This window comes from Sphingobium sp. RS1 (assembly GCF_056156825.1).
The window spans coordinates 1,493,053-1,518,481 of record NZ_JBLZXE010000002.1; the positions used below are offsets into that span (position 1 = coordinate 1,493,053).

At 63.6% G+C, this 25,429-nt stretch carries 30 protein-coding genes; 12 read left to right on the forward strand and 18 right to left on the reverse strand.

The features are described from left to right. Positions 1–139: 139 nt before the first annotated feature. Positions 140–475, forward strand: coding sequence for a DMT family protein (locus ACNHGR_RS08825; protein WP_475285486.1), 336 nt, complete (start codon positions 140–142; stop codon positions 473–475). 102 nt (positions 476–577) lie between these two features. After that, complete coding sequence (locus ACNHGR_RS08830; RefSeq protein WP_475285488.1) at positions 578–3,802, forward strand: hypothetical protein; 3,225 nt, start codon at positions 578–580, stop codon at positions 3,800–3,802. Between the two features lie 10 nt (positions 3,803–3,812). Here the strand turns inward: ACNHGR_RS08830 and ACNHGR_RS08835 are convergent, their stop codons facing one another. Beyond that, a complete protein-coding gene (locus tag ACNHGR_RS08835) occupies positions 3,813–4,067 on the reverse strand; it encodes a hypothetical protein (RefSeq protein ID WP_475285490.1) in 255 nt (84 codons plus the stop codon). A gap of 141 nt (positions 4,068–4,208) precedes the next feature. On the opposite strand from ACNHGR_RS08835, the gene ACNHGR_RS08840 reads away from it, so the two are divergent. Further along, positions 4,209–4,394 carry a hypothetical protein gene (locus ACNHGR_RS08840; protein WP_184266383.1) on the forward strand — a complete coding sequence of 62 codons (186 nt, stop codon included), beginning with the start codon at positions 4,209–4,211 and terminating at the stop codon, positions 4,392–4,394. Positions 4,395–4,515: 121 nt separating this feature from the next. On the opposite strand, the gene queA is transcribed toward ACNHGR_RS08840, so the two are convergent. The 5 genes from queA to ACNHGR_RS08865 form a co-directional block, all read right to left on the reverse strand. Beyond that, entirely contained in the window at positions 4,516–5,556 is a 1,041-nt protein-coding gene (gene queA, locus ACNHGR_RS08845; RefSeq protein ID WP_475285492.1) for a tRNA preQ1(34) S-adenosylmethionine ribosyltransferase-isomerase QueA, read from the reverse strand. Between the two features lie 90 nt (positions 5,557–5,646). Next, positions 5,647–6,396, reverse strand: a complete 750-nt coding sequence (locus ACNHGR_RS08850) for a peptidylprolyl isomerase (RefSeq protein ID WP_475285494.1) — start codon at positions 6,394–6,396, stop codon at positions 5,647–5,649. A gap of 224 nt (positions 6,397–6,620) precedes the next feature. Next, the gene (gene coaD, locus ACNHGR_RS08855) at positions 6,621–7,139 is read right to left on the reverse strand and encodes a pantetheine-phosphate adenylyltransferase (protein ID WP_184266390.1); all 519 of its coding nucleotides are present in this window, start codon (positions 7,137–7,139) and stop codon (positions 6,621–6,623) included. Between the two features lie 4 nt (positions 7,140–7,143). After that, positions 7,144–8,061 carry a polyprenyl synthetase family protein gene (locus ACNHGR_RS08860; protein WP_475285496.1) on the reverse strand — a complete coding sequence of 306 codons (918 nt, stop codon included), beginning with the start codon at positions 8,059–8,061 and terminating at the stop codon, positions 7,144–7,146. 5 nt (positions 8,062–8,066) lie between these two features. Next, entirely contained in the window at positions 8,067–8,321 is a 255-nt protein-coding gene (locus tag ACNHGR_RS08865; protein WP_475285498.1) for an exodeoxyribonuclease VII small subunit, read from the reverse strand. A 167-nt stretch (positions 8,322–8,488) separates the two neighbouring features. Here ACNHGR_RS08865 and ACNHGR_RS08870 point away from each other — a divergent pair, with 167 nt between their 5' ends. Next, entirely contained in the window at positions 8,489–8,872 is a 384-nt protein-coding gene (locus tag ACNHGR_RS08870; protein WP_184266401.1) for a hypothetical protein, read from the forward strand. 176 nt (positions 8,873–9,048) lie between these two features. Here ACNHGR_RS08870 and ACNHGR_RS08875 read toward each other — a convergent pair whose 3' ends face one another. Then, positions 9,049–9,204: a hypothetical protein gene (locus tag ACNHGR_RS08875; RefSeq protein ID WP_475285500.1), complete on the reverse strand. Its 156-nt coding sequence runs from the start codon at positions 9,202–9,204 to the stop codon at positions 9,049–9,051. Between the two features lie 189 nt (positions 9,205–9,393). Between ACNHGR_RS08875 and purL the strand changes: the two genes are divergently transcribed. Then, entirely contained in the window at positions 9,394–11,571 is a 2,178-nt protein-coding gene (gene purL, locus ACNHGR_RS08880; protein WP_475285502.1) for a phosphoribosylformylglycinamidine synthase subunit PurL, read from the forward strand. A 33-nt stretch (positions 11,572–11,604) separates the two neighbouring features. Here the strand turns inward: purL and ACNHGR_RS08885 are convergent, their stop codons facing one another. Both ACNHGR_RS08885 and ACNHGR_RS08890 read right to left on the reverse strand, forming a co-directional pair. Next, the gene (locus ACNHGR_RS08885; protein ID WP_475285503.1) at positions 11,605–12,132 is read right to left on the reverse strand and encodes a GNAT family N-acetyltransferase; all 528 of its coding nucleotides are present in this window, start codon (positions 12,130–12,132) and stop codon (positions 11,605–11,607) included. A gap of 240 nt (positions 12,133–12,372) precedes the next feature. Further along, positions 12,373–13,161 (reverse strand): methyltransferase domain-containing protein, encoded by a 789-nt coding sequence (locus tag ACNHGR_RS08890; RefSeq protein WP_475285505.1) that lies wholly within the window; start codon positions 13,159–13,161, stop codon positions 12,373–12,375. Between the two features lie 59 nt (positions 13,162–13,220). Between ACNHGR_RS08890 and ACNHGR_RS08895 the strand changes: the two genes are divergently transcribed. From ACNHGR_RS08895 to bfr, 3 genes are all read left to right on the forward strand, one after another. Beyond that, positions 13,221–14,462: a DUF418 domain-containing protein gene (locus tag ACNHGR_RS08895; protein ID WP_475285507.1), complete on the forward strand. Its 1,242-nt coding sequence runs from the start codon at positions 13,221–13,223 to the stop codon at positions 14,460–14,462. A gap of 60 nt (positions 14,463–14,522) precedes the next feature. Beyond that, positions 14,523–14,693, forward strand: coding sequence for a (2Fe-2S)-binding protein (locus tag ACNHGR_RS08900; RefSeq protein WP_093013101.1), 171 nt, complete (start codon positions 14,523–14,525; stop codon positions 14,691–14,693). Positions 14,694–14,855: 162 nt separating this feature from the next. Then, complete coding sequence (gene bfr, locus ACNHGR_RS08905; protein WP_184266413.1) at positions 14,856–15,335, forward strand: bacterioferritin; 480 nt, start codon at positions 14,856–14,858, stop codon at positions 15,333–15,335. A gap of 58 nt (positions 15,336–15,393) precedes the next feature. Here the strand turns inward: bfr and ACNHGR_RS08910 are convergent, their stop codons facing one another. Next, positions 15,394–15,801: a (deoxy)nucleoside triphosphate pyrophosphohydrolase gene (locus ACNHGR_RS08910; RefSeq protein WP_475285510.1), complete on the reverse strand. Its 408-nt coding sequence runs from the start codon at positions 15,799–15,801 to the stop codon at positions 15,394–15,396. Between the two features lie 82 nt (positions 15,802–15,883). Here ACNHGR_RS08910 and ACNHGR_RS08915 point away from each other — a divergent pair, with 82 nt between their 5' ends. Both ACNHGR_RS08915 and ACNHGR_RS08920 read left to right on the forward strand, forming a co-directional pair. Beyond that, positions 15,884–16,069: a Flp family type IVb pilin gene (locus tag ACNHGR_RS08915; protein WP_184266418.1), complete on the forward strand. Its 186-nt coding sequence runs from the start codon at positions 15,884–15,886 to the stop codon at positions 16,067–16,069. A 138-nt stretch (positions 16,070–16,207) separates the two neighbouring features. After that, entirely contained in the window at positions 16,208–16,369 is a 162-nt protein-coding gene (locus ACNHGR_RS08920) for a Flp family type IVb pilin (RefSeq protein ID WP_056687935.1), read from the forward strand. Positions 16,370–16,440: 71 nt separating this feature from the next. On the opposite strand, the gene ACNHGR_RS08925 is transcribed toward ACNHGR_RS08920, so the two are convergent. The 5 genes from ACNHGR_RS08925 to ACNHGR_RS08945 all read right to left on the reverse strand — a co-directional run bounded on the left by ACNHGR_RS08925 (position 16,441) and on the right by ACNHGR_RS08945 (position 21,962). Next, positions 16,441–17,919, reverse strand: coding sequence for a M48 family metalloprotease (locus ACNHGR_RS08925; RefSeq protein ID WP_475285512.1), 1,479 nt, complete (start codon positions 17,917–17,919; stop codon positions 16,441–16,443). Positions 17,920–18,042: 123 nt separating this feature from the next. After that, positions 18,043–18,987, reverse strand: a complete 945-nt coding sequence (locus ACNHGR_RS08930; RefSeq protein ID WP_475285514.1) for an acetyl-CoA carboxylase carboxyltransferase subunit alpha — start codon at positions 18,985–18,987, stop codon at positions 18,043–18,045. 10 nt (positions 18,988–18,997) lie between these two features. After that, positions 18,998–19,930: a tyrosine recombinase gene (locus ACNHGR_RS08935; protein ID WP_475285516.1), complete on the reverse strand. Its 933-nt coding sequence runs from the start codon at positions 19,928–19,930 to the stop codon at positions 18,998–19,000. 2 nt (positions 19,931–19,932) lie between these two features. Continuing rightward, positions 19,933–21,768 carry a hypothetical protein gene (locus ACNHGR_RS08940; RefSeq protein WP_475285518.1) on the reverse strand — a complete coding sequence of 612 codons (1,836 nt, stop codon included), beginning with the start codon at positions 21,766–21,768 and terminating at the stop codon, positions 19,933–19,935. Between the two features lie 5 nt (positions 21,769–21,773). Continuing rightward, entirely contained in the window at positions 21,774–21,962 is a 189-nt protein-coding gene (locus ACNHGR_RS08945; protein ID WP_475285520.1) for a cbb3-type cytochrome oxidase assembly protein, read from the reverse strand. Positions 21,963–22,057: 95 nt separating this feature from the next. On the opposite strand from ACNHGR_RS08945, the gene ACNHGR_RS08950 reads away from it, so the two are divergent. Both ACNHGR_RS08950 and aroB read left to right on the forward strand, forming a co-directional pair. Continuing rightward, complete coding sequence (locus tag ACNHGR_RS08950; RefSeq protein ID WP_184271902.1) at positions 22,058–22,606, forward strand: shikimate kinase; 549 nt, start codon at positions 22,058–22,060, stop codon at positions 22,604–22,606. Beyond that, a complete protein-coding gene (aroB, locus tag ACNHGR_RS08955) occupies positions 22,597–23,706 on the forward strand; it encodes a 3-dehydroquinate synthase (RefSeq protein WP_475285522.1) in 1,110 nt (369 codons plus the stop codon). The genes ACNHGR_RS08950 and aroB overlap by 10 nt, the downstream gene beginning before the upstream one ends. Before the next feature lie 46 nt (positions 23,707–23,752). Here aroB and ACNHGR_RS08960 read toward each other — a convergent pair whose 3' ends face one another. The 3 genes from ACNHGR_RS08960 to fabZ all read right to left on the reverse strand — a co-directional run bounded on the left by ACNHGR_RS08960 (position 23,753) and on the right by fabZ (position 25,429). Then, on the reverse strand, positions 23,753–24,094 hold the full coding sequence (locus ACNHGR_RS08960; RefSeq protein ID WP_475285523.1) for a hypothetical protein: 342 nt from the start codon (positions 24,092–24,094) through the stop codon (positions 23,753–23,755). Positions 24,095–24,585: 491 nt separating this feature from the next. Continuing rightward, the gene (rpmE, locus tag ACNHGR_RS08965; RefSeq protein WP_184266440.1) at positions 24,586–24,810 is read right to left on the reverse strand and encodes a 50S ribosomal protein L31; all 225 of its coding nucleotides are present in this window, start codon (positions 24,808–24,810) and stop codon (positions 24,586–24,588) included. 142 nt (positions 24,811–24,952) lie between these two features. Next, a complete protein-coding gene (gene fabZ / locus ACNHGR_RS08970) occupies positions 24,953–25,429 on the reverse strand; it encodes a 3-hydroxyacyl-ACP dehydratase FabZ (RefSeq protein ID WP_184266443.1) in 477 nt (158 codons plus the stop codon).

The window sequence follows — 25,429 nt, forward strand, 5'->3', positions numbered from 1 at the left end:
TAATCTGACAGGAAAGAGGCCCGGTGACATACACCGGGCCTTTTCTCTATCCGCTCGCTATTCGCACGGGGTCGCGCCCGCCATGGACGCTCGGCCGGTAAAATGGCAAAGCAGCCCCCTCTCCCGCCTGAGGCGCCCGATGCCGACCATCATCCTTCTGATCCTGTCCAACATCTTCATGACGATTGCCTGGTACTGGCACCTGAAGGGCGGCATGGACAAGCCGATCCTGCTCGTCATCCTCATCAGCTGGGGCATCGCGCTGATCGAATATTGTCTGGCCGTGCCCGCCAACCGCATCGGCTACGCCCATGGCTGGAATGCGGGCCAGCTCAAGGTCGCGCAGGAAGCGATCGCGCTCATCATCTTCGGCGGCTTCATGGTTACGGTGCTGGGCGAACCGCTGCACTGGCGTCACCTCGCCGCCTTCGCCTGCATCATGGGCGCCGTAGGATTCTTATTCGTCGGCAAGTAAATATCGCCATCGCAAAGACGAATCTTAAAAACGACTCCACACTGGAAAGTTCATTCCCAATAGGCCATGCTCTCTTCATCCTCGATTGGAGAGCGATCCGTCATGGCAACATTCACGTCCAGCCCGAATGTCGATGACAATTTCGTCGGGACAGACGCCGCAGCCGATATATTTCTGTTTCATGTCGGACATCTCAATGCACGTGACAGGATCGTCGGCGGCAATGGCCCGGCACAGGATCGGCTGGTCTTTTCCGATGCCGGCCAGATTTACGCGCAGCTGCTGACCGGCGTCACCGGTATCGAGCGGATCGAACTGGCCAATGGCACCAATCGTCTGTACCTGACCGACCCGCTGGTCGGCACGGCGCACGACCGCAGCGTCACCGTCATCGGCAATAATGGCGACGATGTCGTCAACGGCTGGTTCCTCTCCGCCGCGAACCGCGTCGATATCCATGCCGGCCTTGGCAATGACACGCTGGTCGGCGGCGCCGGGGACGATATCTTCCGCTTCGCCGCTTCCGGTCTCAACCAATATGACAGCGTCTCGGGCCGTAGCGGCTTCGACCGGCTGGTCTTCACCACTGCCGGGCAGATCTATGGCCAGTTCCTTGCCGGCGTCACCGGCATAGAACAGATCGAACTCGCCAATGGCACCAATCGTCTCACCCTTACCGAGCAGATGGGCGGTACGGCCGAAGGCCGCACCGTCAAGATCATCGGCGGCAGCGGCGATGACAATATCGGCGCCTTCGCCTTCTCCGCCTCCGATCATATCGACATCGCATCCGGCAGTGGCAATGACAGCCTGCTGGGCGGCGCAGGCGACGATATCTTCCGCTTCGCCGCGTCGCAGCTCAACCAGAATGACAGCGTCTCGGGCCGTGGCGGATATGACCGGCTGGTCTTCACCACGGCGGGCCAGATCTACGGCCAGTTCCTTGCCGGCGTCACCGGCATCGAACAGATCGAACTCGCCAATGGCACCAACCGCCTGTACCTGACCGACACGCTGGTCGGCACGGCGCACGACCGCAGCGTCACCGTCATCGGCAATAATGGCGACGATGTCGTCAACGGCTGGTTCCTCTCCGCCGCGAACCGCATCGATATCCATGCCGGCCTTGGCAATGACACGCTGGTCGGCGGCGCGGGCGACGATATCTTCCGCTTCGCCGCGTCACAGCTCAACCAGAATGACAGCGTCTCGGGCCGTGGCGGATATGACCGGCTAGTCTTCACCACCGCCGGTCAGATTTACAGCGAATTCCTTGCCGGCGTCACCGGTATCGAGCGGATCGAACTGGCCAATGGCACCAATCGTCTGTACCTGACCGACCCGCTGGTCGGCACGGCGCACGACCGCAGCGTCACCGTCATCGGCAATAATGGCGACGATGTCGTCAACGGCTGGTTCCTCTCCGCCGCGAACCGCATCGATATCCATGCCGGCCTGGGCAATGACACGCTGGTCGGCGGCGCGGGCGACGATATCTTCCGCTTCGCCGCCTCCGGTTTCAACCAATATGACAGCGTCTCGGGCCGTGGCGGATATGACCGACTGGTCTTCACCACCGCTGGCACGATCAGCCTGACGAACTGGTCATCGATCAGCTCAATCGAGGAAATCGCCTTTGCCGCCGGAACGAACAGCATCACCCTGGCCGGCCGCCAGATCATGGACGATGACTGGTACGGCCAGTTCCGGCTAACCCTGAATGACGGCGATGACAGCCTGGACGCATCGGCGTTCGGCAGAGCCATTCGTGTGCAGGCAGGGTCGGGCGACGACCGGCTGATCGGCAGCGACTATGACGACAGCTTCCTGTTTCGGATGGAAGATTTCAATGCCGCCGACCTGGTCTATGGTGGCCCCAGCAATTGGGAAATCAACACGTTGGAATTCACCACTGCCGGTCATCTGACCGACGCACAGTGGAATGAAGCCAATAAGGTACAATATATACGGCTTGCGAACGGCGACAATGTGGTCGAACTGACGTCACGCATGGCGGCGAATGCCTACGACGCCATCACCATCTTCGACGGTGATGGCAATGACAGCATCAGCGTCAATTCCGGCCGGGTGATCGCCCATATCGGCGGCGGCAACGATATATTGCTCGGCGGCGGAGGCAGCGATCAGTTCCTGTTCGAAGCTGACACGCTGGACGGACAGGACCGGGTCGATGGCGGGGGCGGTGATGACGTTATCACCTTCCTGCAAAGCGTGGACCTTGCAAATGCCGACTTGGCCGGCGTGAGCAGCGTCGAATCGCTTGAATTTCTGCGTGGAAACAGCAGCGTTAGCATCAGCAACGCCTTCATGGGGGCGACGGACGATGGTCATATCCTTCTTGAATTCCTCTATGGCGGACGGGTCGACGCCTCGTCCCTGACCGCCAATCACAGCATCAGCGTGGACAGCTATTATGGCCCTGTCCATCTTATCGGCGGCGCTGGCGCGGATCGGTTCAATTTTGTGGAGGATGGCGAAACCTATGAACCCCGGTCCTTCATCAGCGGCAACATCGTCGTGGGTGGCGACGGTCCATTGGTAGACACTTTACTGCTCAACTACGGCACCCATTACGACGCCGCCATGCTCTCAGGTGTTTCGGGCATCGAACGGATGGAGTTGCACGCCTACAGCTATTATTATTTTGGCGACTGGTATGATCCTTGGGAAATATTCATCGAGGAACCCGATTATCAGGTCGAAATTACAGACGCGCTGGTAGCGAGCGCCTATGGTCGCCATCTTCAGATCGTCGCGGACTGGGGCAATGACGTGATCGACGCCGGCAGCCTGTCGGCCGGCAACAGTATCGACGTGGACGGCGGCGGCGGTGACGACCATTTGTCGGGCGGCGCAGGCAACGATATCCTGACTGGTGGCAGTGGCGCCGACATTTTCGCATGGTCTGTTCGCGATAGCGGCACGGATATGATTACGGACTTCACGCCGGGACAGGACAAGCTGCAATTCGCGCTCGACGGGTTCGACATCAACGGCGCCGCCTTCGACCGGCTGGTCCAGCAAAGCGGTTCCGGCCTGACCGACATCAATGACGCAGACCTGTTCCTGTTTGCCGGCATCGTCACGGACCCCGCCGACCTGCGCGTCCAACTGACCGCCACGACGACCGGCGCGGATGTCGGCGAAGGCCTTTTCATCGCTGCCCGGACAAGCGACGGCCATACCCATATCTTCTATACCGGGGACGCCAGCGGCACGATCGACGGCCGCATCACCGACATGGCGGATCTGGGCACCATGATCGCGCCCGCATCGCTCAGCTTGGGCGACTTCGTGCTGATTTAGCGCGCGACAGCTACACCACAGGGCGCATATGCTCCGGTAGCATGTCGTCGCTCGGCCCCTGACAGGCGAAGCGCGGGCTGGCGCTATAGGTGCTGAACTGCTCCAGCGGCAATGCCGTGCCGCAAAAGGCGCATTCGGCGACCATCCGCCCGACGATCCATTGCTGCCGGGTACAGGACGGACAATGGTTGGCGGCGCCGGCATGATAAAGCGGGCTGACCCCCGGTGCGAAGGGCGGCTGCGCCGTGCGGGAAACGGTCTGCATGGGCCTTGTCCTCATATTGCCTGTAAAAACAACGCATGAGGCGCAAAAGGTTTCATCCCCGAACCAAATCGCCCCATCGACCGCCGGCGGAACTTTCCCCGCGCCGAAACGCTGCCCCTCCTGCAACAACGGAGAGCATCTATGAAGAATCTGGTAGGTACCGTCGTCGGCGCAGCCATTGATCGCCGGGACGGCGACAGCGGCGTCAAGGGCGCGATCCTGGGCTATGTGGCATCCGGCACGATCAAGACGATCGCCAAGCTCGGCACGCTGGCAGCCGTCGGCTATGGCGTCTTCAGCCTCGCGCGCAGCCGCGCCCGCGGTTAAACTGCGATGGGGTGAAGGCGCCCTACCCCGTCATTGCGAGCGTAGCGAAGCAATCCAGTGTCACGCCCGTGGATTGCTTCGCTACGCTCGCAATGATGATTCAGCTATAGATCGTCTCGCTCTAAACCGACCGGTCGGGCAGGAGCAGGCTACTGTCGCCATAGCTGTAGAAACGATATCCCGTTTCGATCGCATGGCCATAGACAGCCTGCATCCGCTCCGTGCCCATCAGGGCGCTGACCAGCATGAAAAGCGTGGACTTGGGCAGGTGGAAATTGGTCATCAGCCCGTCCACCGCCTTGAAGCGATAGCCCGGCGTGATGAAGATGCGGGTTTCATCGGCGAAGGGGCGGATGACGCCATCCTCTCCCACCGCACTTTCCAACAGGCGCAATGACGTGGTGCCCACCGCGATCAGCCGCCCGCCCGCTGCCCGCGCGGCGTTCAGCCGGTCGGCCGTGGCCGCGTCGATCCGCCCCCATTCGGCATGCATGCGATGGTCGTCGGTATCGTCCGCCTTGACCGGCAGGAACGTGCCCGCCCCGACATGCAGCGTCAGCGTCTCGGTCGCGATCCCGGCATCGGCGATCGCCGCCATCAGTTCCGGCGTGAAATGCAGCGCAGCGGTCGGCGCGGCGACCGCCCCATCCTCCCGCGCGAACATCGTCTGATAATCGCTGCGGTCGCGCTCGTCGGTCGGGCGCTTGCTGGCGATATAGGGTGGCAGCGGCATCCGACCCGCCCGCTCCAGCAGCACCTCGACCGGCTCGTCGCCTTCGAAGTCCAGCGTCACGCCGCCATCATCATCACGCGGCCCGGCAATCGCCGTCACGCCCGCGCCGAAATCGATCCGGTCGCCCACCTTCACCCGCTTGGCATTGCGCAGGAACGCCTGCCACTGCCGCAAGCCCTGCCGCTTGTGCAGCGTCGCACCGATCCGCGCCTCGCCGCGCATGCCCTCCAGCTGGGCGGGAATGACCCTGGTATCGTTGAACACCAGCACGTCGCCCGCGCGCAGCATCGACGGCAAATCGCGCACGATCCGGTCCTGCATCGCGCCATCGCCCGGCACCAGCAGCATCCGTGCACTGTCGCGCGGCGATGCAGGGCGCAGCGCGATATTCTCCGCCGGCAGGTCGAAATCGAAAAGGTCTACGCGCATGGCTGGAAACGCTTCATCCAAACAGCTTGGCCCCGCTCACCTCCAAGGAAGCGACCGGGGCCTTGAAACTACAGCAACAGCCGAACCGGCTTATTTCTTCTTCGGCGCGACCTTCTTGGGCGCAGGCGTGTCGATGATCGACACCGGCGGTGCCGGCGGCGGCGCAGCCGTGACCGGCGGCTTGCCGTCGCTCTCGATCGAGGCCTGGAGGATCACGGTCGGGTCGGCCGGCGGCTCGCCCTCATGGATCGCGTCGACATATTGCATGCCCTCGATCACGCGGCCGAAGACGGTATATTTCTTGTCGAGTTGCATGCGCGGCAGAAGCACGATGAAGAACTGGCTGTTGGCGCTATCCTCGCTCTGCGCGCGCGCCATCGACAACGTCCCGCGCAGATGCGGCATCGGATTGAACTCGGCCTTCAGGTCGGGCAGCTGCGAACCGCCGGTACCGTCACCCTTGGGATCGCCGCCCTGCGCCATGAAGCCGGGGATCACGCGGTGAAATTTCAGGCCATTGTAAAAGCCCTGCCGCGTCAGTTCCTTGATCCGCTCGACATGGTTCGGCGCGATATCGGGGCGCAACTGGATGCGCACGCGGCCACCGCTCGACAGATCCAGATCCCAGATATTCTGCGGATCGGCGGGGATCGTGGCCGGCGGCAGCTTGGGCGTCAGGTCATTGCCCAGCGACTTGGCATTGTCCTGCGCGCGCACCGCGGCCTCGGCCTTCTTCATTTCCTCGGCATTGCCGCCCCCGCCACCCTGGGCCAGAGCCACGCCGGACGCGGTAAGGGCGAAACTGATCGCCAGAGTCTTGAGCGCGCTAGTCAAACGCATGGAGCAGCAGTTCCTTGATCTCGTAAAAGCCATGGGGCCAAGCCGCCCTGATAGCGCCCTGATCGCGATTGGCAACTGAACGACGGCTGAAACGATCGAGTCCTTTGCAAAATGCGCGGTAGAGCGCATTTTTGAGGCCGCACCAGCCGGCTCCCCCACCGGCCTCCCACAGTGTATCCTGATTGGGAGGCCGGGTGGGGGAGCGGGCTGGTGCAGTTCTCCAACTAAAGACTCACCGTTCCTTTTCGCCCGATCTTTTCCACCCGCGCCACCACTTCGTCGCGCACCACCGGGCTGACGAATTTGTGGATCGGCCCGCCATACAGCGCGATTTCCTTGACCAGCCGCGACGCGATCGGCTGCAACGACACGTCCGCCATCAGGAAAACCGTCTCGATCCGGCCGTTGATCTGCTGGTTCATGCCCGCCATCTGATATTCATATTCGAAGTCTGCGACCGCGCGCAGCCCCCGGATGATGACGCTCGCGCCCTGCGATTCGGCAAAGTCCATCAGCAGCGAATTGAATCCGGTGACCACGATCTCCGTGTCGATGCCGGCACATTCGCGCCGCACCATCTCCAGCCGCTCCTCGTCGGAAAACATGGGCGACTTGCTGATATTGGTGGTCACGCCGATCACCAGCTTGTCGACCAGCTTCGCGCCGCGCCGGATGATGTCCATATGGCCCAGCGTGATGGGATCGAAAGTGCCGGGATAGACGCCGATACGCTGCTTGCTCATGATATTAGCGGTCCCTCTCCACGATATAGTCGGCAATGGCACGCAGCAGGTCGGCCTCCGGGCCATATCCGTGCAGATGCGCCTTGGCCTGCGCGATCAGCATATGCGCCTGTTCGCGCGCGCGCTCCACGCCCAGCAGGGACAGGAATGTTTCCTTGCCCGCCGCCGCATCCTTGCCCAGCGCCTTGCCCGCCAGCGCCGCGTCACCCTCGACATCCAGCAGGTCGTCGGCAATCTGGAAAGCCAGGCCGATGTCGCGGGCATAGCCGTGCAGGCCCGTGCGCGCCTCATGCGGCAGGCGCGCCATGATCGCGGCGGCCTCCACGCAGAAGGCGATCAGCGCCCCGGTCTTCAAATTTTGCAGCCGCGTCACGGTGGCGAGGTCGAAGCGGGTCTTTTCCGCCTCCAGATCCATCATCTGCCCGCCTGCCATGCCCGCCGGCCCGCTCGCCAGCGCCAGCGCCTTGACCAGCTCGATCCGCACGAACGGATCGGGATGCGTCTCCTCATCGGCCAGTATCTCGAACGCCAGGTCGTGCAGGCAATCGCCCGCCAGGATCGCGGTCGCCTCGTCAAACGCCTTGTGCACGGTCGGCTTGCCGCGGCGCATGTCGTCATCGTCCATCGCCGGCAGGTCGTCGTGGATCAGCGAATAGACATGGATGCACTCGACCGCGAGGCCGACCCGCAGCGCCGAATCGCCCGAAATGTTGAACAGGTCGCTGGTCGCCTGCACCAGTAGCGGGCGCAGCCGCTTGCCGCCGCCGATCGCCGCATGCCGCATCGCGTCATACAGGCGGACCCGCGCATCCTGCGGCACCGGCAGCAACCGGTCGAAGGCTGCGTCGATCGCGCGCGCCACTTCGGTCGCACGCGCAGTCACCAGCGCTGTTGCGGAAGCCCCCTCTACGCCCCCGGTCATGCGGATCAGTCCGCGCCGAAGGACTGGGTGCCGGTCACCGCGCCATTGGCGTCGACCGTCAGCTTGGCGATGCGCGCCTCGGCCGCCTGCAACCGCTCGGTGCAGCGCTTGCGCAGTGCCTCGCCCTTCGCATAGAGCGAAATCGACTCGTCCAGCGGCACGTCGCCGCTTTCCAGCCGGCGAACGATCGTTTCGAGCGCGCGCAGCGCGTCCTCGAACGACAGGGTATCGGTGTCGGGGGTGGAAATTTCCTCAGCCATGCCCTTGCATTGGCCGCCGCCACGGCCCCGGTCAAGCCCGCCCCGCCAATAAGCCCCTCCGCAATCGCTGTCATCAAATGGTCATGACGTCATTTCAGGGGACATAGCGGGAACCGCGTAGTTTTGCGTTGACGCACCATGTTGCGCATGCACATAAAAGGATCGCTATGAAACAGTATCTCCCCCTCATCGCCGTCGCCAGCGTTGCTTTGCTGTCGGCCTGCAACAAGAATGACGAACCCGAAGTCGTGGGCGGCCCTGCCGACCCGATGGCGGCTCAGCTTGCCAATGCCGCGCCGGTCGAACTGCCGCCGTCGGTCAAGGCCAACAAGCAGTTTCGTTGCAAGGACAACAGCCTGATCTTCGTCGATTATATGAGCGACGACAAGACCGCCCTGCTGCGCACCGAAAAGACCGGCAACGCCACCACGCTGAAGGCGGCCGAAGCCGGCCAGCCCTTCACCGCCGAAGGCGGCTTCGAGGTCAAGGGTTCGGGCAATGACGTGACCATCACCGTGCCGGGCAAGGGCGCCCAGGCCTGCCACGTCTGAGTCGCACGACTTTTTCCTGATTTTCAGGCCGGGCCTTTCCCTAAAGGTCCGGCCTTTTTATTGGCCCCCGCAAGGCGGCCGTCATTGCGAGCGCAGCGAAGCAATCCATCGCGCCACATGGATTGCTTCGCTGCGCTCACAATGACGAATATGGCTATTTCACGGCGCTTCAACTCTCACTCGCTGTTGAGCATCGCCAGCGCCGCGCGGTCGGCATAGGCGTTGGCCAGTCGCCGGTGCGCCATCCTGGCACGTTCCGATGTGGACGCCTGCTCCATCAGACGCTGCTTTTTGCAACGGCTGGAAAAATAGAAGAAGTCACTCCTCTTCATGGAAAACCTCTCTGTGGCCTCAATCTCCGTCGAATCGCCACCCCGCTCCACCCATGACCTTTGGGGAAGGTGATTAACGAAAGGTTGCCGCCGGGATGAACCGAGGATGCCGCGGGGCAGGCGCCGCCATCGCTCCATTCGCCACGCCCGCCATTGCTCTTATCCCACGCCCCCGCTAAAGGCGCGCACATGTCCAGCACCGCACCCCACATCACCCCGGAAGTCGTCGCCGAACATGGCCTCAGCCCGGAAGAATATGACCGCGTCCTGAAGGCGATCGGCCGTGAGCCGAACCTGACCGAACTGGGCATCTTCTCGGTCATGTGGTCGGAGCATTGCTCGTACAAATCCTCCAAGATCCACCTGATGAAGCTGCCGACCAAAGGCCCGCAGGTGATTTGCGGTCCCGGCGAAAATGCCGGCGTGGTCGATATCGGCGACGGGCAGGCCGCCATCTTCAAGATGGAAAGCCACAACCACCCGTCCTACATCGAACCCTATCAGGGCGCGGCGACGGGCGTTGGCGGCATCCTGCGCGACGTGTTCACCATGGGCGCGCGTCCGGTGGCCAACATGAACGCACTGCGCTTCGGCCGCCCCGATCACCCCAAGATGAAGCATCTCATCAGCGGCGTGGTGCATGGCATTGGCGGCTATGGCAATTGCGTGGGCGTGCCGACCGTGGGCGGCGAAGTGAATTTCCACCCCGCCTATGACGGCAACATCCTGGTCAACGCGATGACCGTGGGCGTCGCCGACACCGACAAGATATTCTATTCGGCCGCCAGCGGCGTCGGCAACCCGATCGTCTATGTGGGGTCGAAGACCGGCCGTGACGGCATCCATGGCGCGACCATGGCCAGCGCCGATTTCGGCGACGATGCCGACGCCAAGCGCCCGACCGTTCAGGTCGGCGATCCCTTCACCGAAAAGCTGCTGATCGAAGCCTGCCTGGAACTGATGGCGTCGGACGCGATCGTCGCCATTCAGGATATGGGCGCTGCCGGCCTCACCTCCTCCAGCGTCGAAATGGCGTCGAAGGGCGGCGTGGGCCTCCACCTCAAGATGGATGACGTGCCGCAGCGCGAAACCGGCATGACCACCTATGAAATGATGCTGTCGGAAAGCCAGGAGCGGATGCTCATGGTGCTGAAGCCCGGCCGCGAGGCTTTTGCCGAAGCGATCTTCAAAAAGTGGGAACTGGACTTCGCCGTCATCGGTCATGTCACCGACACCGGCCGCATGGTGCTGGAGCATAAGGGCGAGATCGTCTGCGACATCCCGCTCGCCCCTTTGGCCGACGACGCGCCGCTCTACGACCGCCCCTCCATGCCGAAGGAAGACTATAAGCTCTGGTCGAAGGTCGAAGCGCTAGGCGAGATCGCCGAAAGCGCCGATATTGGCGCGGACCTCGTCACCCTGATGGGCAGCCCCGACATCGCCAGCCGTCGCTGGATCTGGGAGCAGTATGACCACATGGTCGGCGCAGACACGGTACAGCGTCCCGGCGGCGACGCCGCTGTCGTGCGCGTCCATGGCGCGCAAAAGGGCATTGCGATCAGCACCGACTGCACCCCGCGCTATTGCTATGCCGACCCCTATGAAGGCGGCAAGCAGGCGATCGCCGAATGCTATCGCAACCTCAGCGCCGTGGGTTCCACCCCGCTCGCCGTCACCAACTGCCTCAACTTCGCCAACCCGCAGCGCCCGGAAATCATGGCGCAGCTCACGGGTTGCCTTGAAGGCATGGGCGACGCCTGCCGCGCGCTCGACTTCCCGATCGTGTCGGGCAACGTCTCGCTCTACAATGAATCGAAGGCGACCGGCGGCGGCTCGGCGATCCTGCCGACCCCGGCGATCGGCGGCATCGGCCTGCTCAAGGATGTGGATGTCATGGCGACGGTCGCGTTCAAGGCGGAGGGCGATGCCATCTGGCTGATCGGCGGAGAGGGTTCCCACCTCGGCCAGACCATCTGGCTGCGCGAAATCGCCGGCCGTGAAGCGGGCGAAGCGCCCAAGGTCGATCTGACCGCCGAACGCGCCAATGCCGACCTCGTCCGCGCCCTGATCGCGGATGGCAAGGCAACTGCCGTGCATGATATCGCCGATGGCGGCCTGATCGTCACGATCGCGGAAATGGCGCTGGCCGGCAAGATCGGCGCCACGCTGGACGTTGCCCTGACCACCGCCTCGGCCTTTGGCGAAGATCAGGGCCGTTATGTCGTCACCACGGCGGCGGGCGTGGACGTCCCCGGCGCGGTCAGGATCGGCACCGTCGGCGGCACCAGCGTTGCGGGCGTCGCCCTCGACACGCTGCGCACCGCCCATGAAGGCTTCTTCCCCGCCCTGATGGACAGTGAACTCTAAAGGATCAGGAGCGGGACACCCTCCCGCTCCCGCCTATCCCCGGCGGTAGATATATTCCGCGTCCGTCCAGTCGCCGACGGGAAAGCCATATTCGCCGACCTTCTCGAACCCGCGCCTGGCATAGACCGCCTGTGCGCGCGCATTGCCCGACCAGACGCCCAGCCATACCGGCCCCGGCATAAACTCTGCCAGCCAGCCCAGCGCCTCATCCATCAGCGCCCGCCCGATACCCTGCCCCTGCGCCGCGTTGAGCGCATAAAGCTGGTACAACTCCCCCTGATCCGCCCTGGCCTCGGGATGCGGCAATTTGCACGGGCCGACATGGGCATAGGCCAGCAATCGCCCCTCGCCATCCTGCGCCACCCAGGTCGCATGGGCCGGATCAGCCAGTTCCGCCGCCACCTTTGCCGGGCCATAGCTGTCCGCTTCGAACCGGGCGAGGTCAGCGGGTGGATAGGGAATGGCAAAGCCGTCGAGGAACGTCTCGCGAAAGGCCGCCAGCTTGAGCGCCGACAGAGCGGCCAGATCGGACGATAGCGCAGGGCGGATGATCGAAGTCATAGCCCGGCCATGCCATGCCATCATGATGAGTACCAGCCTGTCCTATCCTGCGGTCTCGCGCTATACTGGCGCGCCCTCTTTCCGATAGGATCAGCCCGACGCAATAAAATGTGCGATTCTACGGGAAATATGCGAAGTTAGAGCATCGTGCGGAAAAGTGGGAACCGGTTTTCCGCTTAAAACGATGCGACGACAAAAACTTAGAGCATGCGATCCGCGTCGAATCTAACGCCGCATGCTCTAAACGGAGACGGCGTCCTTCAGCGCTGGCCGGGTCACCCGCGCAAACAGCACCTGATAGCCATCCTTGCCACCGTCCGTCTCGAACGCGGCCATCACCCGTCGCAGTTCGGATGGCGCGAGCGGCTTGCGACCCTCGCTCGGCACGACCGCGCCAATACCCTTCAAATGCGCAATCAGCCCGCGCGCACCGTTACAGGTCAGCGGATAATCCTCGTCGAAGGCAAAGGCGTCCGCATGGCCCGCCAGCATGGCCCGCAGCGCATCCAGCGTGGGATAGTCGGGCACCCCGCTCGTCAGCCCGCAAGCCGCATGGGCGGCACGCCAGCGCGCAAAGCTGCCCTGCCCCATGGTGGAAAAGATCAGGCTCCCGCCCGGCCGCAGCAGCCGTGCCAGCCGCGCAATGCCACCTTCCAGATCGTCGAACCATTGAAACGCCAGACTGGACAGGATCAGGTCGAACCATGGCCCGTCGAACAGGGGCGCTTCCCCGTCCATGGTCATGAACCGGCCCGCTACCCGGCCATTTGCCGCCGCCTGCTCCAGCATGCCGGGCGAAATATCGGTCGCGGTCAATTCCGCCCCCGGCCAGCGCGCCTGAATGTCCCGCGTCAGGAAGCCGGTGCCGCAGCCAATCTCCAATATCCGCGCCACGCCATCGGGCCGCTGCCGCTGCGCCAGATCCGCCACCAGCGTCGCCGCCAGCCGCTGCGGCCCGGCATAGGCATCATAATGCGCCGCCGCCGCGCCGAATGCGTCGCTTATCCGTTGCTTGCGGGCCTCGTTCATGGCTAGGCGCATGGCAGAGCTTTGCCTATTTGACCAGTATCAGCAGGATCATCCGCTTCATGACCGCCTCATCCCGTATTCCCGCCATGGACATACTGCGCGGCTGCGCGGTGCTGGGCATATTGTGGATGAACATCACGGCCTTCGCCTTGCCGCAAAATGCCTATTTCAACCCGGCGGTGGCGGGCGCGCCCTCGGCCGCGGACATCGCCGCATGGGCGGTCAGCCTGATCTTCATCGACGGCAAGATGCGCGGCCTCTTCGCCCTGCTGTTCGGCGCGTCCATGCTACTGCTGATCGACCGGGAGGAAATGGCCGGGCGCGACGGCCGGCGGGCGCAGATGATCCGCGCCGGCTGGCTGTTCGTCCTTGGCTGCACCCACTTCTTCCTGCTCTGGTGGGGCGATATCCTGCGCGTCTATGCACTGGTCAGCCTGTTCGCGCTGCTGTTCGTCCATCTCGAACCCTTTGCGCTGGTCAAGCGCGCGATGCTCTTCTTCCTCTTCCAGTTCCTGCTGGTCGCCACCTTCATCGCCAGCCTCTATCTCTGGGGCCATGCCGCCGCCGCGCCGGGCGCGACCGGCGCCATGCGCGAAGGCTATGCCGTCTTCATGGCCGCCCTGTCCGATCCCGCCAGCCCCTCGACCCAGGCGGACATCCTCATTTATCGCGGCAGCTTTGCCGGCATCCTCCAGCATAAACTGACCGGCCTGCCCGGCGACTGGCTCTGGGGCTTCCTCTTCACCGCCTTTGAAACCACCGGCTTCATGCTGCTGGGCATGGCGATGCTGAAAGGCGGCTTCCTCACCGGCACCTGGGATGCGGAGCAATATCGCCGCACCGCGCGCCATTGCTTCCTGATCGGCGTGCCGCCGATGGCCGCGCTGGCGCTGTGGGTGGTGCTTAGCGGCTTTGCCCCGCTCCCCACCTATGGCACCGCCCTCGCCTGGTCGCTGCCCTTCCGCATTCCGCTGACCGTGGGCTGGGCCGCGCTCATCCTCTGGCTCGCCGCCCGCCATCGCGGCCACCCGCTGATCGATCGCCTCGCCGCAGCCGGCCGGCTCACGCTCAGCAACTATCTCGCCACCAGCCTTGTCATGACCGCGCTTTTCTACGGCTGGGGCCTTGGCCTCTACGCCAGCATACCGCCGGCCGTCCTGCCGCTCTTCGTCCTCGCGGGCTGGATCGCGATGCTGGCCTGGTCGAAACCCTATGCGACCCGATTCGCGCTGGGTCCGGCCGAATGGCTGTGGCGCAGCCTCGTCCGCGGCCGACCGCAAAAGATTCGCAAAAGCGACTGAATACTATTGCGACCCATTATCAGACACGCTATCTGCGGATTCGTCAGGAGAGTGTCTTCGATGGTCGTCTGCGTTTGTAATGCCATTCGTGAAAAGGATGTACGGGAAGCCGCGCGCAACGGGGCGGATACGCCGTGCAGCGCCTATGCCCAATTTGGCCGTCGCCCCAAATGCGGCCAGTGCGTGTCCTTCGCCCGCACCATCATCGCAGCGGAACGCGCTTCTGCCTGACCTGCCGACTGACAGGACTGCGAAGCAGCCGCATCAGCCAGTCGCGACCATCACGCAATAGCGTGGTAAAAAAGCCCAGATTTCCTAGGGTTTTCACCTTAACAGACAGGTGAAATACGCCTATAAGTCCGGCATTCCCTTTAACTGCCGGAGTGAAGCGCCATGAAAGGCGACGCGAAAGTCATCGATTATCTGAACGAGGTCCTCAAGAATGAGCTGACCGCGATCAACCAGTACTTCCTGCATTATCGCGTCCTCAATCATTGGGGCATCGAGAAGCTGGCCAAGTTCGAATATGAAGAATCCATCGACGAGATGAAGCATGCGGACAAGGTGGCGGAGCGCATCCTCTTCCTCGACGGCCTGCCCAATTTCCAGCTGCTCGGCCGCCTGAAGATCGGCGAGACGGTAGAGGAAATCCTCAAGGCCGACCTTGAACTGGAATATGAGGCGCTGCCGGTCCTGCGCGAAGCGATCGCCTATTGCGAATCGATCAAGGACTTCGTCAGCCGCGACCTGTTCCAGTACATCCTCGAAAGCGAGGAAGAGCATGTCGACACGCTGGAAACGCAGTTCGAAATGATCGAACGCATGGGCATCCAGAATTATGTCCAATTGCAGAGCAAGGCGAAGGAAGACTGATCTTTTCGATTAGTACCGATACCGAAAGGGGCGCTCCAGTGAAGCGCCCCTTTTTCGTTTACAGCAACGCTTCGAGCAGCCCGATCAACGGCAGGTCCGCCGGCGGCATATCGAGCGCATACATTTGCGCCGGCTTTACCCATTTGAGCGCCGTGGCATGACGCGCTTCCGGCAGGCCCGTCCACTTGCGGCAGACATAAAGCAATAGCAGCAGATGCCGGTCGCCCAGCGGCTCGCTCGCGAAGGCGGCGGGTGCCAGGCAGCTTGCATGAGTCTCGATCCCCAGTTCCTCTTCCAGTTCACGGACCAGCGCCGCCTCGGGCGTTTCGCCCGGCTCCACCTTGCCGCCCGGAAATTCCCACAGGTCCGCCATCGGCTTGCCCGGGGGACGCTGTTGCAGCAAAACGCGCCCGTCTGCGTCCACCAACGCCACGGCGACCACCAGCAAAGGAGAAAAAGAGGGCATATCGGTCCTGTCGGGAGGGCTTTGTTAACCCTGCTTCCTTTACATGTTCATCGGGGACTGTCTGTAGCGAAACGGGGATCATATGCGCGCGCTTGTCGAAATCATCGCCCGGATGCGGCTGACGCGATGCCAGCGCGGCGCCACGGCGGTCGAATATGCACTGATTATCGCCATGGTCGTACTGGCCATGATTGCCGCACTCAACAACGTTGCCACGAAGACGACCGGCATGTGGAACAACGTCGCAACAGAAGTTACCAAATATTAACCATGAATATTTGACAGATAATTCTGCCATTAAGAATTTTTCAACCGGGTTTCTCTAATTCGATCCTTGCTGACCACGAATTATCCAAGCGGGGCGGCCGGGTAGTTTAACGTAGTAATCCATTCAAGGAGACGTCACATGCAGTTCATCCGTAAGATGCTGAAGAACGAAAAGGGTGCCACCGCGATCGAATACGGCCTGATTGCCGCTCTGATCGCCGTCGCCGCCATCGGCGCGATGACCAGCCTGGGCACCAAGCTGGGTTCGACCTTCAACAACGTTTCGGGCAACCTGAAGTAAGCCCTGCGACGTTAGTCGAATTGAGAAAGAGGCGGTGGACGCAAGTCCGCCGCCTCTTTTCGTTTACGCGATTACCATGTCACGATCTTCACCCGCTGGCCCGGCCGCAGACTGCTGTTGGCGGTCAACGCGTTGATGGTCAGGAACCGGTCCAGTTGATAATCGCTATAGGCCATGCGTTTGGCCATGGACTGTATCGTGTCGCCCGCCTTGATGGTAACGACATCCACGCGGCGCGGCTTGATCGCCGCCGCCTCCTGCGCGCTCAACCGCTGCATCGACTGGACCATGGGGCTGAACGCCCCCATTCCCTGCCCGGCCTGCGTCAGCAGCAGGAAATGATAGGCCTTCCCGCCGCCGAAATCATAAGCGAACACGGTTGCATCCACCTGGCTCGACTGGGTCGATGCACGAACGGTACGGTAAGCCGCTGGCAGGCCGTTGACCGTCGTCCGGCTCACCTCGCCCGCCGGCACGCCGCTCTGCCCGCCGCCCATCTTGGCGAAAACGCTGTTGATGTAAGCTTCCAGATTGCCCGTATAGGGCGCCGCGCTGAACTGCGCCTGCCCGCCCGATCCGGTGATCGACACCGCATCCGCCCCATTTTCCATGCCAAAGCCGCTCGGCACGGCAAAGCTCAGGCGCAGGTCGGGATGACGGAAGCGATTGCCGTCGATCACCCCCTGTTTGGGGTCGTCGCCATAAAGGACGCCGTCCACCGCATTCAGGAAGGCATCCCGGTTGCGCACCGTGCTGGTCACCCGCGTGGCCGCTGCCGCGCTGGCGGCTCGCTGGACGCGCGCGCCCGGATCGGGGTGGGTACTCGCCCATTCGGGCATGGATCGCGCGCTGCCAGCCACCCGCGCGTCCAGATCGCTCTGCGCCGCCAGCGAAGCCAGCATGCCGGACAAGGCACGGGGATCATAGCCGCCGCTCGCCAGATAGCGAATGCCAAGATCATCCGCCTCATATTCCTGGCTGCGGGAGAATTTCAGCGTCAGCAACTGGCTGCCGGTGCCAATCCCCTTCTGGATCAGCCCCGAAAAACCCGAATCGCCCAGCAAAGCGCCTGCCAGCGCGCCCAGCAGCGCCCCGCCAATCGCATTGCGCTGCGCCGCCTTCTGTCGCCGCTGGCCATGTTGGGCCGCAACATGGCCGACTTCATGGCCCAGCACGCCGGCCAGTTCCGCCTCGTCGTTCATCAGCGCCATCAGCTGCCGCGTGACATAGACATAGCCGCCGGGAATGGCGAAGGCGTTGTTCACCGGCGAATTGAGCAGCGTGACGGTAAAATCGCCCTGCGCATTGGACAGGCCCGATTGCACCGCGATGCGACGACCGACGCTCTCGACATATTTGGCCTGCGGGCCTGCATAGGCCCCGCCAAATTCCTTCAGCAATTCAGGATGCTGCTTGGCGCCGCTCGCCTTGTCCTGCGCGCTGATGTTCGACACCGTGCGAATCGCGCGCTGCTGCCCGATTACCACCGGCGCGCTCGCCGCCATTGCCAACACCGCGCCAGCGCCGCCCAGCTTCCACTTCCAGTTCATGACTCTCCACCCTCGACGTTACCCCAACGTAACGATGGACATGGCGAGCCGTTCCGAAAAAGGCGAGCGATTTAGCGCCCCCCGTGCAATCAGCGGGGCGGTTCGAGTCGATAAATCCGGCCTTTAAACGCCGATCGCCAGGAACTTGTCGGCGCGGTCGGTGCGCAGCGCGTCGGCCGACAAACCGTCAAGCGCATCCAGTTCCGCCTCGATCGCCGCGCCCAGGCTGGCGATCGCCTGCACCGGCTCGCGATGGGCGCCGCCCACCGGCTCCGGCACGATCCGGTCGATCACGCCCAGAGTTTTCAGATGCTGCGCCGTGACCTGCATCGCCGTCGCCGCGTCGCTCGCCTTGTCGGCGGTGCGCCACAGGATCGACGCGCAACCTTCGGGCGAAATCACCGAATAGATGGCATGTTCGAACATCAGCACGCGGTTGGCGGCCGCCAGCGCGATCGCACCGCCCGAACCGCCCTCGCCCACGACTGCGGCGACCATCGGCACGCCCAGCTTCAGGCAGGCCTCGGTCGAGCGCGCAATGGCTTCCGCCTGCCCTCGCTCTTCCGCCTGCACACCGGGAAAGGCGCCCGACGTGTCGACCAGCGACACTACCGGCAGGCCGAAACGGTCGGCCAGTTCCATCAGGCGGATCGCCTTGCGGTATCCTTCGGGCTTGGCCATGCCGAAATTGTGCCGCACGCGGCTGGCAGTGTCGTCGCCCTTCTCATGGCCGATCACCATCACCTTGCGCTCGCCCAGCGTGGCGAATCCACCGATGATCGCCTGATCGTCGGCAAAGGCGCGGTCCCCGGCCAGCGGCATGAAATTGTCGAACATGCCCACGACATAATCCTTGAAATGCGGGCGTTCGGCGTGCCGCGCCACCTGGGTCTTCTGCCAGGGCGTCAGCTTCGCATAAGTATCGGTCAACAGCTTGGTCGCGCGCTGCTCCAGCGTCGCGATCTCGCCGTCGATGTTGATGTCGCCCACGCTGGCGGTGGCGCGCAGTTCGACGATGCGGGCTTCCAGCTCCGCGATCGGCTTTTCAAATTCCAGAAAGCTTACCATGGCCCGTGCGTTACGGCGCTGGCGCGTCGTCGTCAACGCGCGGATGCGGCTTCTTCGCGCGCATGCCCGCCAGCGGATGCCGCTGATTGACCAGTTCGACCAGCCGCCTACTATCGACATGGGTATAGATTTGCGTCGTCCCGATATCGGCATGGCCCAGCATCGACTGGAGCGCGCGCAGGTCCGCCCCCCCTTCCAACAGATGCGTGGCAAAGGCGTGGCGCAGCACATGGGGGCTGACCCGCTCCGGCGCGATCCCGCTTGCCGCCGCCAATGCCTTGACCAGTTGATAAAGCCGAATGCGGCTCAGATGGCTCTTGCCCGAAGGAAAGAGCCAGACGCTGTCCGCCGGCACATGCGGCAGCCATGCGGCTACGGCAGCGCGTGCCCGGCCGGAAATCGGCACCAGTCGCTCGCGCGCGCCCTTGCCCTTCAGGATCAGGAAGGGCCTGTCGGTAGCCAGCGCCCGGCGCGGCAGCGACACCAGTTCGGTTGCGCGCAGGCCGGACCCATAAAGCAGTTCGATCAACGCCGACAGCCGCAGGTCGAGCGGCGCGGGATGCGACACATCGGTCCGCGCAGCGATTTGCGTGAAAAAACCGTCCACCTCGGCCGTCGACAGAATCTTGGGCAATGGCCGGCGCGTTACCGGGCGCGGCAAGGCGGCCGAGGGATTGTCGGCCCGCAGCCCCTCCTCTTCCAGAAAGCCGTAAAAGGCCCGCAGCGCCGACGTCTTGCGGGCCACCGACGACGCGGCCAGTTCCGCCCAGGCCGCCACCAGTCCCTCCAGTTTCGCCTTATCCGCGCCGGCAAGCCCGCCCAGCAATGCGTCCGCCCCGCTCAGGTCGGTGCGATAGGCCAGCAGCGTATTGCGCGACGCGCCGCGTTCCGCCGCCATCATTTCCAGAAAGCGGTCGATCAGGACGGCATCATCCTGCGTCATGGTCAGGACCGGCTGATCGCCTCGGCCGCGATCATCCGCGCTTCGGGGTCCAGGCCCACGCGATGCAGCGCCGCCACGACATGATAGAGATGCCCGGCCGGCAGCCGGCTCCAGTCATTGCCCTGCATGCCCACCGCCGCCAGCAGGGCGACCGTGCCCTTCTCGCCCCGCTGCGCTGCCGCGCCGATCGCACGCGCCCAGCGGCTGTTGGCGGCCAGCGCAAAGCCATTATCCTGCGCCAGCGATGCAGCATCCTGCCCCGACAGGCGCGCAAGACCGGCCAGCGCCGCGATCAGCATCCGCCCCTTTTCGGCACCGGCATCGCCGACATAGCCGGACACGCGGCTGCTGTTGATTTCAACCACGGCGCTCGGTGCGCCGACGGCCAGCAAGGCCCAGAATTGCGAGGCACCCGCCCCGTCCAGCTGGCCGATCGCCCGTGCCCAACGCGCCGCATTGCGGTCATAGCCCGCCGTCAGCATGGAACCGACCAGATTGGCCGCATCCTGCGCATCAGCCTGCGCCACCGGCAAGGAAGCAGCCGCCCGCGCCGTCGCGATCAGGCCCAGATAATCGGGCTTGCCATTGTCGCCCCATAGGCTGTGCATCGCGCCGATCCGGTCACCTACCGTCGCCCCGGCAAAGGCGGTGCGCAGCGATTCGATCCGGTCGGCGGCATCAGCCGGTGCATCGCCATCCGTGCCCAACTGGCCATAGAAGCCAACCAGTGCCGCGCTGGACAGCACGCCCAGCCGCGCCGCGATCTCAACACCGGGCCGACGCTTGACCGCGCTCAGGGCCGGCGCGCGCGCCTCCCATGCCCGCACATGCGGGCCGACCGTGCCATAGAGCGTATCGGGGATTTCGACATTCAGCGCCGTCGCCAGACCAAAGCGCCAGGCGGTCAGCCGGTCAACGCCGTCCCATTCGATCTTCACCGACCGACGCGCGTTGAACCCCGTACCGACGACCTTCTCCGCCAGCCGATAGTCGATGCCGCGCACCACACCCTTGCGCTGCGCCTGGTTGAGCGCGCCGCTGGCCGTCCCCTGATCGCCCGACAATGCCGGACAGATCGCCCGCGTCATGTCCCAGCCGGGCGCCTTGCTGAAGCGCAGCGCGCCCGCCGACAGTGGACACAGCCCTGCCGGATCGGCCGCAGCCAGATAGGTTTCCATCGCCACGGCATAAAGGCGCGGCGAGTAACGGTCGGCATCCACGCTCTGCACCATCAGCCGGGCATTGTCCGCCTCGCCCATGCGCAGCAGCAGCCAGGCGCGCTCCGCTGCCCAGTCCGCGCCGTCAATGTCGCGCGGCGTCTCTACCGCGCTCAGCAGCGCCCGGCGCAGCAGGATGGAGGCCCAGCGCGACACGATCGGCGCATGGGTTTCCTTCATCAGCGCGGCCAGATATTTGCCGGACTCATTGCCGAACGCATCCGGCTCCATGCCCCGCGTCTGCGGCGTCAGCGGCCCGATCCGGTCCAGCGACCGGCGCGCCGTTTCGGGCAGGTCATATTTCGCCTTCTGTGCCGCAATCTCTTCAGGCGTCAGCGCGTCTTCGGCGGCATTCTGCGCCTGCACCAGCGACAGGTCAGGCGGCGTCGCCGGATTGAGCGGCTGCACCATGGGCGCAGACGGCGCGGCGCTTGGAGGCCTCACCGTAACGGGCGCCCCCTGTGCCGGCGAGGCCGGACGCGGCGCGGGCGGTGCTTCGGGCGCATCGCCGAAACCGGGCGGCAACAGCGATTCGGGCGCCTGCTGCGCGACGACCGGCAGGGTCAGCGCCAGCGCAAAGCTGCCCAGCGCCCATTTCGCGTTCGCCCGCGGCCAGCGCATCTGCCTTACTGGCCCAGCTTCTCTGCGGGGATGACCTTTTCGACGCGCTGTTGCGGCTGCTCGCCACCGCGCGACCAGAAAAAGGCCAGCAGCGCGACGAAAAGCACGACCAGAGCGACAGGAATGATCGGCAGGCGGGTGCCACGACGACGCTGACCGCCCTCGAAACTGCTGAAGTTGCGATTATTCTTCATAAGTCCTTGGCTATGACTGGCCCGGAAACTTGGCCGGGGGATAGAAAAAGATGCGATTTGCCTCTGTGACGGCTGGCTGTATAGCCCCGCAAGCCATGCAGCGAAACAGCAAAATCCCCGACAGCCCGGCCCGGCGCGGTCCCATCGTCCTGGTGGGGATGATGGGCGTAGGCAAATCCACGGTCGGCCGCCGTCTTGCCGCGCGCCTCGGCCTCCATTTCGTCGACGCCGACGAAGAGATCGAAAAGGCTGCCGGCATGACCGTGACGGAGATTTTCGAACGCTATGGTGAATCCTATTTTCGCGACGGCGAACGGCGGGTCATCGCCCGGCTGATGGATGGCGCGCCCAAGGTGATCGCCACCGGCGGCGGCGCCTTCATGCAGGATGAAACCCGCCGGCTGATCCTCGACGGCGCGACCGCCATCTGGCTGGACGCCGATATCGACATATTGGTCGATCGCGTCGGTCGCCGCGAAAGCCGCCCGCTACTCAAGAATCGCGATCCGCGCACCGTCCTCACGGAACTGGCGGCGGTCCGCAATCCCATCTACGCGCTTGCACCCATTCATGTGAAAAGCATCGCTGCCCCGCATGAAGTCGCGGTCGACAACATCATGGAGCAACTGACCGCATGGCATTAGTCCGCGTCGCGCTGGGTGCGCGCAGCTATGATATCCTGATCGAACAGGGCGCGCTGGATCGCGCCGGCGACACCCTCGCCCCTTACGCGCGCAAGGGCCGCCTGGTCGTCGTCACCGATGCCAATGTGGCCAAGGCGCAGTTGCCCCGCCTTGACGCGAGTCTCCGCGCCGCCGACATCGCCGTCGAACCGATCATCCTGCCGGCCGGCGAACAGACGAAAAGCTGGCGCCATCTGGAACAGCTGCTCGACGCGCTGCTCGCGCTGGAGATCGAGCGCGGCGACCATATCGTCGCGCTGGGGGGCGGCGTGATCGGCGATCTGGTCGGCTTTGCCGCCTCGATCCTCAAGCGCGGCTGCCATTTCATCCAGGTGCCCACCACCCTGCTGGCGCAGGTCGATTCGTCGGTCGGCGGCAAGACCGCGATCAATGCGAAGGCTGGCAAGAATCTGATCGGCGCCTTCTACCAGCCCGCCCTCGTCCTGATCGACCCCTCGACGCTCGACAGCCTGCCGCTGCGCGAAACCCGCGCCGGCTATGCCGAAGTCGTCAAGTACGGCCTGATCGACGACCCGGCCTTCTTCGCCTGGTGCGAAGCCAACGCCGACGCCCTGCTCGCCGGCGATCCCGCAGTACGCACCCATGCGATCGAACGCAGCGTGCAGGCCAAGGCCGCGATCGTCGCCGATGACGAGCGCGAAACCTCCGGCCGCCGCGCGCTACTCAACCTCGGCCACACGTTCGGGCATGCGCTGGAGGCCGACACCGGCTTTTCCGACACTTTGCTCCATGGCGAGGGCGTCGCGGCCGGCATGGCGCTCGCCTTCCGCTATTCCGCCCGCCTCGGCCTGTGCCCACCGGCAGACGCCGACCGCGTCACGCAGCACCTCAAGGCCGTGGGCCTGCCCCACGACCTCGCCAGCGCGCATGTGAAGGCCGACGGCGCCGAACTGGTCGGCCATATGCTGCATGACAAGAAGATGGCGGCCGGCACCCTGCCCTTCCTGCTCGCGCGCGGCATCGGCCAGACCTTCCTGTCGAAGGACGTGGTACTGGACGACGTCGCCACCTTCCTCGACCAGGATCGCGCCGGAGCGTAGGCACGCGGCCATATTGGGTGGAAAGCGGACTAACCGGTTTCAGCTATCAATCAATGGAAAGGTAAGCCGTTTCTGAACCCCAAGCAGTCGTGGCAAACTCTACGACGCCATTTTCTATTTTTAGCAATTTCATATAGGGGATGATCTTCGAGATCGGTTTCTGCTTGCCAGTGTGTAAATCGATTTTCGTTAGGACATACCCCGATCTGAAAAATGAAATTTTGCGCTTGGGAATGAGCAGATTGTCTGCAAATGCCAGTGGCGAAGGATCAAAACGACCTTCTATTAGCCGTCGATCTATTAGCAAATCGCACGCTTCCGGGCCACCTTGAGCTATCTCGGCATAATCGCATAATTCGATAGTGTGACCGCTGATCTCAACCTGCATAGGCACGCCCTCTTACTGCGTCTTAATTAGCTGCTTCTAATGTCTGCTATTCGCATTCCGACCAAGATAGAAGAGCGTCCACTTCTGGTCGCTTCCAGACCCAAACATCCGTTCGCCCTGAGCCTGTCGAAGGGCCGCACTTTTCTTCCAACATAAGCCCAAAAAAAGAGCAGGGCTTCGACCGGCTCAGCCCGAACGGATGTTGGGTGTCCGACACTGGCCGTTTCACGCCGGACCTCCCCCAAAGATTTCACACCACGCCCCCTCCAGCAACATGCCGGACATTCCCCTGCATCATTCCACGCCTAGACACATCCTTGTCAGCGGCACCCTACACAGATCCCCCTCTGTCGCCGCTGACTCTCCCCTGAACCTCGGCCTCCAGCATCCCTTGCTGGAGGCCTTTTTTTGGCCCGCCCACCCCGCTTGCGACGGGACATAAAAAAGGGCGCCCGCAGGCGCCCTTCCAAAATCGCGTCTGTGAAGACCGATTACTTCTTCAGCGTCAGACCGCCGAAACGCTTGTTGAAGCGCGCCACCTGGCCGCCGGTGTCCAGCTGGCGGTTGCCGCCGGTCCAGGCCGGGTGCGACTTGGGATCGATGTCGAGCGCCATGGTGTCGCCTTCCTTGCCCCAGGTCGAACGGGTCTGGAACGTGGTGCCGTCGGTCATCTGAACGGTGATGACGTGATAATCGGGGTGCGTATTGGCCTTCATGGCGACATTGCTCCGTGTAGAGGCCGGTTCCGACCGGCCATGGATGCTGGAAAAAATAGCGAAGGCGCGCCGTTAGCGGTTTCGGCGCGCCTTGGCAACAACTAACCCGTCTTCCCGGCCCGGCCGGTGCAACGGACGGGCATCAATCCTTCGGCGGATCGCTGATCATCGCGACGAAATTGGCTTCCGCCGCCAGCTTGCCGTCGATCAGCGCCTTGCCAGCGAACTTGCAGATGGCGCCGCGATTCTGCGTCACTTCGACATGCAGGTCCAGCAGGCAGCCCGGCTCCACCGGGGTGCGGAACTTCGCGCCGTCGATGCTCATGAAATAGACGAGCTTGCCCGAATCAGCCAGGTTCATCGATTCCACGGCCAGCACGCCGGCCGCCTGCGCCATCGCTTCCACGATCAGCACGCCCGGCATGATCGGCCGGGTCGGGAAATGCCCCTGGAAAAACGGCTCGTTCACCGACACCGCCTTGATCGCGTGGATCGACTGGCTTGGCACCAGCGTCACCACACGATCGACCAGCAGCATCGGATAACGATGCGGCAGCGCGGCCATGACCCGACGGACATCCATCGGGCCAAGCGCGGTCGTTTCAACCTCCCCTGTCAT